The following is a 12,817-nucleotide window of genomic DNA, read 5'->3' on the forward strand; positions in this document are numbered from 1 at the left end:
TTGTAGTAAATTATTAAAAATGGTAACAAACTTACATATAACACCTCTTTTTTTAGGCATAGGTGGCGGCGAATTGGTTTTTATTGTAATTGCCATTTTAATGCTTTTTGGTTCAGATAAAGTGCCCGAAATGGCACGTGGTTTGGCACGCGTTATTAATCAAGTTAAAAATGCATCTAACGATATCAAATCTGAAATTACCAAAAGTGTAGATGAAACAGGTGTAGTAAAAGATATTAAAGAAGCTGTTAATGTAGAAGATATTAAAAAACGCGTTGGCTTAAACGATATTAAAACCGCTATGGACTTAGATCAATACAACCCTGTTAACGATATTCAGCAAGAAATTGACCAAGCCAAAGAAGATATTGAAAACATGACCGGACCCATTAAGCGCAACAAATAATGCTTGAAAACTTAATACAAAAAGACCAACAGTTACTTATTTATTTAAACAATTTAGGAACCCCATTTTTAGATCCTATTTTTATGTACATAACCCATCAAAAAAATTGGTGGCCTTTTTTTGTATTTTTAATTTTTTTATTACTAAAAAAAATATCGCTTAAACAATTTGCTCTTTTAGTAGTTGTATTGGCCGTTTTTTTTGTGTTTACCGATCAGCTTACAAACGTTTTTAAATATGGTGTTAACAGGTTACGCCCCGTTAACGATCCACTTATTGAACCTTACTTGCGCGTGTTGCGTAAAGCAGGTAGTCCTAGTTTTTTTTCGGGACATGCATCCAATTCAAGCGGAGCCACCTTACTACTTTTTTTAATCCTTAAAAAGTATTACAAATACTGCGGCTTTTTATTTTTGTTTCCGTTAATATTTGCTTATACTCGTATTTATTTGGGGTTACATTACCCGTTAGATATTTTATGTGGGTATCTTTTTGGTTTAACATCGGGCTTTTTGTTTTACACCCTTTTTAAATTTGTAAACAACAAATATAATTTAACCGATAAACGCTTTCAAAACCCTTTTAAATAATTAAAAAAAATCTGTTTCTGGGCGTTTCCCTTACATTCGGCTTAGTAAATAAATTAATAAGCAATTAAACTTACCGTTTAGTAAATCATTACAGTAAATAGTCGGGTCGGGCTGTACGCTCATAGCTTTTATCGGCGCTTCCAGTGCCTCAGCCGCCAATAAAAGGCTATCCGCTGCCATCCCTAACGCGGGGCTTGGGTTTTTTTAAGTTTTTTAAGTTTAAAGTTTTGTGTTGTTAAACTTCAATTAATAAAGTATCACATAAATTAAAAAATATACCAAACAAACCTACAAGGTTTTTTTATGTAACATTATAAAAGTATAGACTTTTTATATAAACCAGCGTTTAGCTTTTTATTTAAAGTATGTTTTTAAAATTTTTAACAATATGTTAATTTTTTTAATATATTTATGCTATAAATAACTAATCTAATGTTTTATTATGGTAAAATTGTCTAAAATTTTGTGGGGGGGGGTAATAGCCCTAACCCTTACTGCTTGTACAACCAACAGCATTTTTAACGAAATGGACGCAGAAAACAACAATCCACTAATAAGTGCTAGCAATAATTAATTATGAATAGAATGAAGATAGCCATAATTATAGCAGCTTTATTTACAGCACAGCTTACTACCGCACAAATATTGTACTCTGAAAATTTTAATAACCTTACCCCAGGTAATGTAGGTACCGATTATTCAGGTACAACGCCAGGACAAGGCGGTTGGTATACAAAAACCAATGCTATAGATCCCAATTATAATGGAATGAACGATTATAAAATTGTTACAGAACCCGGTAGGGGCAATGTACTAGAAATTACAAGCCCTTTTGAACCAACAAAACTAGGTAATAGAAACAGTATGGCATATAAAAAAGGGATTGAAGCTTTATGGAACAACCGTACGGTGGGTAACAATGTTTTAAAATTAGAATTTGATTTTTTTACGGGAAATAATCAGGATAACAATTTTGTGGATCAAACTCCGATGATTCAATTAGATGGATTACATGGCTACAGTCAGTTTTTTCGTTTGAATTATGAATATGAGTTTGATATAATGCATACTGATTGTGGTGTTTGTTTTCCACAAACAAGAGGAAACATTTTTACAAGCAATCCTACTGTTCCTAGAAATACGTGGTTAAAAATTGAATTTTACTTTGATTACACAAATAAAAAAATGTACCTTATTATACCCACTGTAGGTGCAGGTGCGGTTGGTGATTTTTTTGTTCCAATTAGCGTAGGCTTAGATAAAATTCATTTACAAATACCTTCGTCGAAATCGTTTATAACTAAACACAGGTTTGATAATTTTGAAGTTACTGCTTTAAATGCAGTGCCACCAAATGTAATTTTAAACACTAACAAGCAATTGGCTACAAAATTTAATTTGTACCCCAACCCGGCAACCAATGTGGTAAACATAACCAATGCAGATAACATGCAGGTAAACCAAATTACGGTGTACACTTTAGCAGGTAAACAAGTAAGCACGCAAGCGTACAATAACCAGGCAGAAATACATCTAAATGTAGAAAATTTAGCAAGCGGTACCTATCTATTGTATTTACAAACCGCACAAGGTACAGCGGTTAAACGGTTAATAAAAAAATAAAATTTAAAAATAGCAAACCCTCAAAAACACTTTGAGGGTTTGTTGTGTTTAATTATAATTACTTTATATTTTTAACCTAGTGCTACATCAAGTATCATCATGGCAATAAAACCACCAACAAAGCCAAGTGTAGCAATATCGCCGTTGTTGCCTTGTTGGGTTTCGGGTACTACTTCTTCAATAACAACAAAAATCATGGCACCTGCAGCAAAAGCTAAGGCATAAGGTAAAACAGGTGTAAAAAAACCAACCGCCAAAGCGCCAATTACAGCGGCAACAGGTTCAACCAAAGCCGAACTTTGTCCGTACATAAAGCTTTTGGTTTTGCTCATTCCTGCCCGTCTTAACGGAAATGATACAGCTAATCCTTCGGGTAAATTTTGCAAGCCAATACCTATGGCTAGTGTTAAAGCGCCTGCAATGGTAGCTTCGGGTATGCCAGCAGCTACACCACCAAATAACACGCCAACAGCCAAACCTTCGGGTATATTGTGCAAGGTAATTGCCAAAACCAACAAGGTAGTTTTTTGCCAAGGTGTTTTGGTTTTTACGCCTTCGGTTTTAGATATAGGGTGGTTTAAATGCAAATGTGGCAAAACTTTATCTAACGCAAATAAAAACAATGCGCCCAATGCAAAACCCACTGCAGCAGGTATAACTTTTGTAAACCCTTCACCCGGACTCATATTTATGGCAGGAGCTAACAAACTCCAAAAACTGGCAGCAATCATTACACCACCAGTAAACCCCAGCATACCGTCTAATAATTTTTTGTTAGGATTTCTAAAAATAAAAACAAACGCTGCGCCTATTGCTGTTAGGGTCCACGTAAAAAGGCCGGCAATTAATGCTGCCCAAATGGGGTCTATCGATTCAAAAAAAGCAATTAATTTATGAAACATATTAAATTTTCTTTACAAATAAGTTTTGTGCTACTACTTTAGATAAGGTTAAATCGGCATTGTTAAAAAAAATGGTAACCGAATGGTCAAAATTTTCGTGTTTTACAATTTTAAAAGTACTACCTAATGCCATTTTTTGGCGATCTAGATATTGTAAAAAAGCTGGAGATGTATCTTTAACCCCTACACACATGTATTGGCAGTTTATTGCTGCTTCGGTAAGTAATTCTTTTTCGCGGTAGGGAATTTCGCCGTTTGCGTTAGGAATTGGGTCGCCGTGTGGATCTTCTTTCGGAAATCCCAAAAAAGCATCCAAGGCATTAATTAATTTTTCAGATTTTATGTGTTCTAATTCTTCGGCCACATCGTGTACTTCGTCCCAGTTAAAATGCAGTTTATCTACTAAAAAAACTTCCCATAAACGGTGTTTTCTAATAATCATTTTAGCAGTTTGCATGCCTAATTTAGTTATAAAAACTCCTTGGTATTTTTCGTGGCTTATCAAATTTTTTTCTTTTAGTTTTTTAATCATATCTGTAACCGACGACGCTTTTGTGTCAATTTTCTGAGCAATTGCGTTGGTTGATATACCGTTGTCTTCGGTTTGAGATAAATGATAAATAACTTTTAAATAATTTTCTTCGGTTTGCGTTAACATATAACAAATTAAAAATCAAATATAAATAATTATTTTAGATTTAATTAAGTTGTTGTAAAAATTATTTTTAGATTTGTCTAAAAATTTATTCAAATGAAACTAATTCTATTTTTAGTGTTGTTTATTACTGCACAAAATATATATGCACAAATTCCTTTTCAGGGACGTGTACTAGCAAATAACAAACCTGTTGAAACAATTGTTTTTATAGAAGAAGCCAATGCAGAATTGCAAACCAATAGCAACGGAGTTTTTAACTATACGTTTAGTAACGAGGGTGTTTATCATGTTGAAGTTGAAGATTTAAACGGGTTAATTCAACGTTTTGAATGGCAAGTTACTGCAAGTAATCCACAGTTCGATTTTTACTTAGCAGAAGAAGCAGTAACTGATCAATTAGACGAAATTGTTATTTCAGGAACATTAAAACCAGTGCTGCGATCGGAAAGTTTGGTGCCTGTTGAAGTGTACACACCTACTTTTTTTAAAAAAAATCCCACGCCAAATATTTTTGAAGCCTTACAAAATGTAAACGGAGTAAAACCACAAGTAAATTGTAGTGTTTGCAATACAGGCGACATTCATATAAACGGTTTAGAAGGGCCTTATACGTTTGTTTTAATAGATGGAATGCCTATTGTAAGTGGTTTATCTACTGTTTATGGCTTATCGGGTATACCCAATTCGTTAATCGAAAAAGTTGAAATTGTAAAAGGGCCAGCATCATCTTTATACGGAAGTGAGGCTGTTGGTGGATTAATTAACATTATTACAAAAAATCCGTTGTATGCTTCCAAATACGCTGTAGATGTTTTTGGAACTTCGTGGGGTGAAATAAACACCGATTTAGGTTTATCGTTTCAACTAGCAAAAAAAGTTCAATGGTTAATGGGAGTTAATTACTTTAATTATTCAAATCCTATCGATAAAAATAAAGATGGTTTTACCGATGTTACTTTGCAAGATCGCATATCAATATTTAATAAATTTAGTTTCGATCGTAAATCGAAAAAGCAATTAGCAATAGCAACTCGTTTTTTTTACGAAGATCGTTGGGGTGGGCAAATGAATTGGAATAAAAAATACCGTGGAGGAACCGATGTTTATGGAGAATCGATTTATACCAACCGCTTTGAATTATTAGGTTTGTACGAATTGCCTTTTACCGAAAAAATTACCAGTCAATTTTCAATCACCACGCACGACCAAAATTCCATGTACGGCAACACCCCTTTTTTAGCTAAGCAAAATATTGCATTTGCACAGTTTTATTGGGATAAATCAATTAAAAAACACGATTTTTTAGTAGGAACCGCTGCTCGTTATCAAATGTATAACGATAATAGTACCGCTACAATTAACGCCGACAATACCTTTATACCTAGTGTTTTTGTACAAGATTCTTATAAAATAAATAATCTTTTTAGTTTGTTGGGCGGATTGCGATATGATTACCATAAAACACATAAAAGCATAGTTACACCACGTATAGCTTTTAGGTACGAGTCTAAAAAGGGTGATATTTTGCGGTTAAATGCAGGAACGGGTTTTAGAGTTGTTAATTTATTTACCGAAGAGCACGCAGCGCTTTCAGGTGCACGCGATGTAGAGGTGTTGGAAGATTTAAAGCCTGAAAAATCGGTAAATGTTAATGTAAATTATTTGAAAACGTGGATGTTAAATTCAAATTTTATTCTTCAGGCCGAAGCTGCTGCTTGGTTTACACATTTTTCAAATTCAATTATACCAGATTACGAAAGTAATCCTAATAAAATTATATATAAAAATTTAGATGGATTTGCCCAAACAAAAGGTTTTAGTTTAAATGTAGATGCAGTTTATGCAAATAATTTAAAAATGATGTTAGGGGCAACCTTACAAGATGTAAGCAAAACCGAACAAAATATAAGAACCCCACAAATGCTTACCGAAAAATTTTCGGGTACTTGGGCAATTTCTTATACATTAAACGCTTTAAATCTTACAGTTGATTATTCAGGAAACGTATACGGCCCTATGCGTTTGCCTTTAATTAGTCCTTTAGATCCGCGTTTAGCACAATCAAAAACCTATAGCTTACAAAACATACAATTTACCTACAAAGGGTTTAAGAGTTTTGAAATTTACGGTGGTGTAAAAAATATTTTAAATTGGACACCAAATAAAAATAATCCTTTTTTAATAGCGCGTTCAAATGATCCATTTAATAAAAATGTGCAATATGGTGCAGATGGAAACGCTTTGGTAACACCTGAAAATCCTTACGGTTTAGTGTTTGATCCAACGTATATATATGCGCCCAACCAAGGTGTTAGAACCTTTTTAGGGGCGCGTTATAACTTCTGAAAAATGTGTTAAAAAACATTTATTTAGTTAATAAATTTTGCTATGTGATTGTTGTTCAGTATATTTGCACTTGTGTTAAAGTTTAAAGGTAGTTTTTCATAATAAAAAAAGCATATCTTTGTAGCCAACAACATTAATTTTAAACTATGAATACAGGTTTACAACATGCACATTCTTACATTGCCTATGTGGCTTTAATTTTACTAATCGTTGCTTCGGTTAATGCGTTAATTGGTATGGCATCAAGTAAAGAATTTAAAGCGGGCGACCGTAAATTAGCATTATTTGCCTTAATTTTTACACACACACAATTGTTAATTGGTTTGGTGCTTTATTTTGTATCGCCAATGGTTCAGTCTTTCTCTGTAGCAATGAAAGATAGTAATTTACGATTGTATGCTTTAGAACATCCACTAATTAACATTATTGCAGTAGTTTTAATTACAATTGGTTTTTCTAAGCATAAAAAAGCTGCTACAAATCAAGCAAAATTTAAGTCAATTGCAATTATGTACACCATAGGTACCATCTTGATTTTATCAAGAATTCCATGGAGTAATTGGTTATAAAAATTAAAACCTAACCATTTTTGGTTAGGTTTAACTTTTGCAAGTTTAAAGCTTTATAGCAAATGTTTAATTAAAAGTTTTAGGATTTTATGAAGAGGTATCATTATTTTATTTTAGCAGGTTTAGTAACGTTAACAGCAATTTTTGTTAATACAGTTACAAGTGAACCTAAAAACAATGCTGAAAAAGTTAAAATGGGTAAAGAAATGGCTTTTGCCACTACAACCAATAACTTTAGCAACGATTCATCTAAAATAAACGAAAAAGAAGCTGATTTAAACAGCCAAATAGTTAAACTAAACGCTGAATTAGAAGCGTTAGAAGATGAAGTAGAAGTAGTGCATGAAGAAGTTCAGGCATCATACTACCACGATAAATTTAATGGAAGAAAAACAGCTAATGGTGAAGTATTTAATAATAACAAATATACAGCCGCACATAAATCTTTACCCTTTGGAACTAAAGTACGTGTAACTAATTTAAAAAATGACCGTGAGGTTATTGTTGAAATTAACGACCGCGGTCCTTTTGTAAAAGGACGAAACTTAGATTTAAGCAAATCAGCCTTTATGGATATTGCATCAAATAAATCTAAAGGTGTATTAACTGTTAAAGTTGAGGTGTTGCCTGAAGATTATGAAATAAAGAAAACAGAATTGCAAGAAGAGTTAAACATTATTGCATCGGTTCCTGAAGATTTAGATTTAAATGAATTTGCCTTATAAACAACTTGTTTTTATTGTACTAATTATAAGTATGGTTAGTTGTAAAACGGCTAATACAAATCATAATGCAAAAACCTCATTTTATAAAAATGAGGTTTTTGCATGTTATTACCATAATAAATTTAACGGAAGAAAAACTGCAAGTGGTGCCGTTTTTAACAACAATAATTTAACTGCTGCCCATAAAACATTGGCTTTTGGAACTATTGTAAGAATTACAAACTTAGACAATAATAAAAGTATTGAAGTTGAAATTAACGATCGAGGACCTTTTTCTAAAGGTTTTGAAATAGATTTAAGCGCAAAAGCATTTAATGCAATTACCCACGATAAGAACGCGGGTAAACTTTTTGTAAAACTAGAAATTGTTAACCAACCCAAGTAGAAAACGGATGGTTACTTAAATAAGCATTATAAAAACGGATATCGCCCGTAAGCTCATCGCCCAGCCAATCAGGTTTAAAAAAATGTTCATCAGCAGTTTGTAATTCAATTTCTGCAATAACTAAACCTTCGTTTAATCCTTCAAATACATCAACTTCAAAAACCGCATCACCATTCAAAACAACGTATCGGGTTTTGTCAATAATATAATCTTCGCACAATAACATTAAGGCTTCGGCATCTTGTATACTAATTTCTTTTTCCCATTCAAAGCGCTCCACTCCGTTGTTAGTACTCAAACCTTTTACCGTAATATAGCCTTTATCGCCTTTAATACGTACACGTACCGTTCGGTTTTTGTCAGAATTTAAATAACCTTGTTTTATCTTATAGCTTTTTTTAGCATTAGCCAAAAAAGTAGTACTTTTAACGCTGAATTTTCGTTCAATTTCAATCATGATTTTTAAGTTTTTAAAGAATCAAATATCGTAAAAAAGACTATATGAGTTTATTTAAAAAAGACTTTATCTATAGAAACATTCACGAAATCTTTGCAAAATATGTTGCAGAGGAAGAGGAGTTGTTGTATAGTAATTTAAATTTTTTATACGATTTAGTTCGATATATTCGCCCCAAAACTCCTAAAGCAGTTGCGCAAATAACTTTACGCGAACTATTAGATCATTTAATTGAGTTTGATACCCACAGATTTATATTAGCAAATTATTTAAAAAACACATTATCTGGAAGGAAATTTCACTTAATGGCTGCCGATGCTGGTATTTTACAAGATTCTGATTTTTTGTTTGAGATTCGTAAGCGTATATCGGCTAAAATATTGCCCTATCAACCCCAAAAGGATACTTTAGAATACGTATTAAATCAGGTTTTTTATAAAGAAAATGATTTTGTATGGATAAATAAAATACCTATAAATGAGTTGATTGAATTGGTAGAGATATTGCAATTGCCTAATATGTATCAATTTGAAAAGGCTGAACAGGGTGTTATGTCTGAAATTTTATACACCATGGGATTGCTAACCCAACGAATGAGTGGGCGTTCTATGGAAACCAGTATTTTAAACATGATACCTAAATACAACCACTTGGCTAGTCCGTTTTTAGGTTTTGAAAATGAATTTTTAGAAATTGAAAGTCGTTTGCGAAAAGGAGAAATACAATTTGTAGAACCTAATGATTTAAACTACAAGCAGCTTGTTATTTTACACAATCAATGTTTAGAACTTATACAACACGCCTATAAAAACAGTTCGGTTTTTGGTATTACATTAAAGGTAAATCAAAGCTTATTAAGAATAAAACAACAGTTAGATCGCATAAAATTTTTAATGAATTTATTGGTAATTGAAGCTAATGAAAGTAAGTTAACAAACACCATAAAATTATCGTTGCAACTTATTGAATACAATTGTTACAAAAATAATATAAGCAAATTAATAGCAGAAAGTACACAAGTTGTATCGTATGAAATTACCCAATATACAGCAAAAACAGGCGAACATTATATTACCGAAACTGTAAAAGAGTATTTAGGTATGTTAAAAGCTTCATTGGGTGCAGGGCTTATAGTGGGGTTTCTGTGTATTTTTAAAGTGTTACTTTCAAAAGTTGATACCAGTTCATTTGGTTTTGCGTTTTTGTATAGTATGAACTATGCTTTTGGTTTTATAGTAATATATTTATTGGGGTTTGCTTTGGCAACAAAACAACCTGCCATGACAGCTTCAACAATTATTAAAGCAATTGAAGAAGGTAGGAAAAAGCAAACTTCTAAAGAACAAAACACTGCATTTGCACATTTGTTTGCGCGTTTGTTTCGTTCACAGTTTATTGCTTTTGTAGGTAACGTAGTAATGGCTTTTATAGTTGCGTTGTTTTTAATTTGGAGTATAGATAAGGTTACAAGTATAAATATCACTGATACTAAATGGCCAACATTATTAAAAGACGCTAGTCCGGTACATTCATTAGCTATATTTCATGCAAGTATAGCTGGGGTGTTTTTGTTTTTATCGGGAATTATTTCAGGTAATGTATCCAATAAAAACAAGCACAACCAAGTTTATTATCGCATTAAAGAAAATCCATTGTTAAAAAGTACAATTGGGGCATCTAAAGCAAATTCATTAGCTAATTGGCTCGAAAAAAAATGGCCAGGTATTATATCAAACTTTTGGTTTGGTATTTTTATGGGCAGTACCCATTCAATTGGGGTGTTTTTAGGATTGAATTTAGATATTCGCCATATAACATTTGTAAGTGGTAATATTGCTTTAGGGGCCTATGGAGCTGATTTTCAACTTACTGCTACTACTTGGTTATGGTGTTTTTTAGGTTTGTTTGTGGTAGGTTTTGTGAACTTTATTGTAAGTTTTTCACTTTCGTTAGGTTTAGCTTTTCGTTCCAGAAACATTCCTTTAATTGAAGTTTTTAGCTTGCAAAAATCAGTTTGGGCACATTTTAAAAAGCATCCCTTACAGTTTTTTTTTCCTACAAAAAGCAAACAAATTAAATAGTAACTTTTCATGACATCGGCGCATCGAAAAATAATACATATCGATATGGATGCGTTTTACGCTTCGGTAGAACAGCTTGATTTTCCTGAGTTGCGTAACAAACCTTTGGCTGTTGGTGGTTCTGAAATAAGAGGAGTGATATCGGCAGCTAGTTACGAAGCGCGTAAATTTGGTGTGCGCAGTGCAATGAGTGGTAAGTTGGCAATTAAAAAGTGTCCTGATTTAATTTTTGTACCACCACGGTTTGATCGATACAAAGAAGTTTCAAAACAAATACGAACCATTTTTTTAGAGTATACCGATTTGGTTGAACCTTTATCGCTTGACGAAGCTTTTTTAGATGTAACTCAAAATAAAAAGGGGCTAAAGAGTGCAACACTTATTGCAGAAGAAATTCGATTAAAAATTTATGAAACCACTGGTTTAACTGCTTCAGCAGGTATTTCAATGAACAAATTTTTAGCTAAAATTGCAAGTGATTACAACAAGCCAAACGGACAAAAAACAATAAATCCAAACGAAATTATTCCTTTTTTAGATGCGTTAGAAATTAAACGCTTTTTTGGTGTTGGTAAAAAAACTTGCGAAAAAATGTATCATTTAGGTATTTTTACAGGCGCCGATTTACGGTTAAAATCACTGGATTTTTTAGAAGAACATTTTGGAAATTCTGGTGTACATTATTACCAACTAGCGCGGGGTATCAGTAATTCACCTGTTGTTCCGAATCGCTTACCTAAATCTATAGGGGCCGAACGTACTTTTTCTGAAAACTTTACATCGATAATTCCCTTGCAAGAAAAATTACATGAAGTATGTGAAGAAGTTTCTATTAGGTTACAAAAACGTAATTTATCAGGGAAAACCATTACTTTAAAAATAAAATATAGTGATTTTACACTGCAAACCAAAAGTTATACATTGCCTTATTATGTAAGTAGCTTTGATTTGTTGTTTGATACATCAACCGATTTGTTACAACATAGTACTTTAAAAACATCGGTGCGTTTAATAGGGGTTCAAGTAAGTAATTTAAACATCAATCAAAAAAAAGCAGAATACATACAGCTTAAATTAAAGTTATAAAAAAAACTCAAACCTTTTGGTTTGAGTTTTTTTGTTTTTAATAGAATGGTAAACTATTTTTTCTCGTAATCTTGTGTTACGTTTGCTTTTGCTTTTTGTACATTTAATACGTTTCCATCTTTGTCTAATACTGCAACAACAACGTTAGCTTTTGCAAGATCTACAGTAGAATAAGTTAAATTAGCGGTAGCTTTAAATTCGTTTGAAGACATTGTTTGTCCTGCAGCAATTGTTTCGCCTAAGAAGTTGTTAGTAGCACGTACCACATGATCGTGTACAAAATCCATTTCCCATCTTGGACTTCCAGTGTTGTTTCCATATAAACTTGAAGCATTTGCTTGTTGGAAAACTAAACCATCTTCAAGAAGGTAAACTACATATTTTAATTCTTGATTGATATTTTGACCAAATTTTAAACTTACATCAACTTTACCACTTGTAGCAGTTAAGTTAGATTCAATTTTAATACCTATAGGAGAACCATCTCCAACAAGTTTATATTTTGTGTAAAAGTTTTTAAATAAGTTAGCGTCAAAAGTATAATTTACTTCTGTTCCATTATTCTTCTTAGGAATAAATGTTTGAAATGCTGTACCAGTGATTGTTGTGTTTCTGTTCCAGCTTAAATGAGGCCATCCTTTAAGTCCAACGGCTGTCATTAATTTAGTCATTCCTGATAAAACAAAAGGGTCTTTTACTAATTGTGTGTTAAAATCACCATGAACTCCAACTCCAATAAATTGATCCTTGTATTCTGATTTCTCTAATTCTTCAATAGTAAATGAACCAAGCGGACACCATACACAACTTGCAGATGTAATATCTTCAACTAAAACTTTTTGTTTGTATTCACCTTTGGTATAATCAACTTCGGTGGTTTGAACTTCTTCTGTGTCATCAGAACAGCTTACAATACCTAAAGTTACAACACTAAAAAGCAAAAGGGGCAATAATTTTTTCTTAAACATAGTTTGTCAGTTAATTAAAAG

13 protein-coding genes are annotated in these 12,817 nt (G+C 32.5%); 9 read left to right on the top strand and 4 right to left on the bottom strand.

Translation table 11 applies throughout. The features are described 5' to 3' along the window. Positions 1–19 precede the first annotated feature (19 nt). From P3875_RS10455 to P3875_RS10465, 3 genes are all read left to right on the top strand, one after another. Positions 20–406 (top strand): twin-arginine translocase TatA/TatE family subunit, encoded by a 387-nt coding sequence (locus tag P3875_RS10455; RefSeq protein ID WP_303443913.1) that lies wholly within the window; start codon positions 20–22, stop codon positions 404–406. Next, positions 406–996, top strand: coding sequence for a phosphatase PAP2 family protein (locus P3875_RS10460; protein WP_303443914.1), 591 nt, complete (start codon positions 406–408; stop codon positions 994–996). Before P3875_RS10455 ends, P3875_RS10460 begins: the two co-directional genes overlap by 1 nt. 585 nt (positions 997–1,581) lie before the next feature. Then, positions 1,582–2,619, top strand: a complete 1,038-nt coding sequence (locus P3875_RS10465) for a T9SS type A sorting domain-containing protein (protein WP_303443915.1) — start codon at positions 1,582–1,584, stop codon at positions 2,617–2,619. 71 nt (positions 2,620–2,690) lie between these two features. On the opposite strand, the gene P3875_RS10470 is transcribed toward P3875_RS10465, so the two are convergent. Further along, on the bottom strand, positions 2,691–3,521 hold the full coding sequence (locus P3875_RS10470) for a ZIP family metal transporter (protein WP_303443916.1): 831 nt from the start codon (positions 3,519–3,521) through the stop codon (positions 2,691–2,693). Position 3,522: 1 nt separating this feature from the next. Beyond that, complete coding sequence (locus P3875_RS10475) at positions 3,523–4,179, bottom strand: metal-dependent transcriptional regulator (RefSeq protein WP_303443917.1); 657 nt, start codon at positions 4,177–4,179, stop codon at positions 3,523–3,525. Between the two features lie 93 nt (positions 4,180–4,272). Between P3875_RS10475 and P3875_RS10480 the strand changes: the two genes are divergently transcribed. The 4 genes from P3875_RS10480 (at position 4,273) to P3875_RS10495 (ending at position 8,204) form a co-directional block, all read left to right on the top strand. Next, a complete protein-coding gene (locus P3875_RS10480; protein WP_303443918.1) occupies positions 4,273–6,525 on the top strand; it encodes a TonB-dependent receptor plug domain-containing protein in 2,253 nt (750 codons plus the stop codon). Positions 6,526–6,671: 146 nt separating this feature from the next. Next, the gene (locus P3875_RS10485; protein WP_303443919.1) at positions 6,672–7,094 is read left to right on the top strand and encodes a hypothetical protein; all 423 of its coding nucleotides are present in this window, start codon (positions 6,672–6,674) and stop codon (positions 7,092–7,094) included. 89 nt (positions 7,095–7,183) lie between these two features. Continuing rightward, positions 7,184–7,819, top strand: coding sequence for a septal ring lytic transglycosylase RlpA family protein (locus P3875_RS10490; RefSeq protein ID WP_442930317.1), 636 nt, complete (start codon positions 7,184–7,186; stop codon positions 7,817–7,819). Further along, positions 7,803–8,204, top strand: a complete 402-nt coding sequence (locus tag P3875_RS10495) for a septal ring lytic transglycosylase RlpA family protein (RefSeq protein WP_303443920.1) — start codon at positions 7,803–7,805, stop codon at positions 8,202–8,204. Before P3875_RS10490 ends, P3875_RS10495 begins: the two co-directional genes overlap by 17 nt. Here P3875_RS10495 and P3875_RS10500 read toward each other — a convergent pair. Beyond that, entirely contained in the window at positions 8,188–8,661 is a 474-nt protein-coding gene (locus tag P3875_RS10500) for a CYTH domain-containing protein (RefSeq protein ID WP_303443921.1), read from the bottom strand. The genes P3875_RS10495 and P3875_RS10500 overlap by 17 nt on opposite strands. Positions 8,662–8,705: 44 nt before the next feature. Between P3875_RS10500 and P3875_RS10505 the strand changes: the two genes are divergently transcribed. Together P3875_RS10505 and dinB are read left to right on the top strand one after the other, a co-directional pair. Further along, positions 8,706–10,742, top strand: coding sequence for a recombinase (locus P3875_RS10505; RefSeq protein ID WP_303443922.1), 2,037 nt, complete (start codon positions 8,706–8,708; stop codon positions 10,740–10,742). A gap of 45 nt (positions 10,743–10,787) precedes the next feature. Beyond that, entirely contained in the window at positions 10,788–11,828 is a 1,041-nt protein-coding gene (gene dinB, locus P3875_RS10510) for a DNA polymerase IV (protein WP_303443923.1), read from the top strand. 53 nt (positions 11,829–11,881) lie between these two features. Here the strand turns inward: dinB and P3875_RS10515 are convergent, their stop codons facing one another. After that, entirely contained in the window at positions 11,882–12,796 is a 915-nt protein-coding gene (locus P3875_RS10515; RefSeq protein WP_303443924.1) for an Omp28-related outer membrane protein, read from the bottom strand. Between the last annotated feature and the right edge of the window lie 21 nt (positions 12,797–12,817).

The organism is Myroides sp. JBRI-B21084 (assembly GCF_030545015.1).
In the GTDB taxonomy this organism is placed as follows: domain Bacteria; phylum Bacteroidota; class Bacteroidia; order Flavobacteriales; family Flavobacteriaceae; genus Flavobacterium.

Coding starts and splice junctions, on each gene's coding strand:
- P3875_RS10470 (WP_303443916.1), bottom strand. CDS start 3,521: ATGTTTCATAAATTAATTGCTTTTTTTGAATCGATAGACCCCATTTGG.
- P3875_RS10475 (WP_303443917.1), bottom strand. CDS start 4,179: ATGTTAACGCAAACCGAAGAAAATTATTTAAAAGTTATTTATCATTTA.
- P3875_RS10500 (WP_303443921.1), bottom strand. CDS start 8,661: ATGATTGAAATTGAACGAAAATTCAGCGTTAAAAGTACTACTTTTTTG.
- P3875_RS10460 (WP_303443914.1), top strand. CDS start 406: ATGCTTGAAAACTTAATACAAAAAGACCAACAGTTACTTATTTATTTA.
- P3875_RS10505 (WP_303443922.1), top strand. CDS start 8,706: ATGAGTTTATTTAAAAAAGACTTTATCTATAGAAACATTCACGAAATC.
- P3875_RS10455 (WP_303443913.1), top strand. CDS start 20: ATGGTAACAAACTTACATATAACACCTCTTTTTTTAGGCATAGGTGGC.
- P3875_RS10495 (WP_303443920.1), top strand. CDS start 7,803: ATGAATTTGCCTTATAAACAACTTGTTTTTATTGTACTAATTATAAGT.
- P3875_RS10490 (WP_442930317.1), top strand. CDS start 7,184: ATGAAGAGGTATCATTATTTTATTTTAGCAGGTTTAGTAACGTTAACA.
- P3875_RS10480 (WP_303443918.1), top strand. CDS start 4,273: ATGAAACTAATTCTATTTTTAGTGTTGTTTATTACTGCACAAAATATA.
- P3875_RS10465 (WP_303443915.1), top strand. CDS start 1,582: ATGAAGATAGCCATAATTATAGCAGCTTTATTTACAGCACAGCTTACT.
- P3875_RS10515 (WP_303443924.1), bottom strand. CDS start 12,796: ATGTTTAAGAAAAAATTATTGCCCCTTTTGCTTTTTAGTGTTGTAACT.
- P3875_RS10485 (WP_303443919.1), top strand. CDS start 6,672: ATGAATACAGGTTTACAACATGCACATTCTTACATTGCCTATGTGGCT.
- dinB (WP_303443923.1), top strand. CDS start 10,788: ATGGATGCGTTTTACGCTTCGGTAGAACAGCTTGATTTTCCTGAGTTG.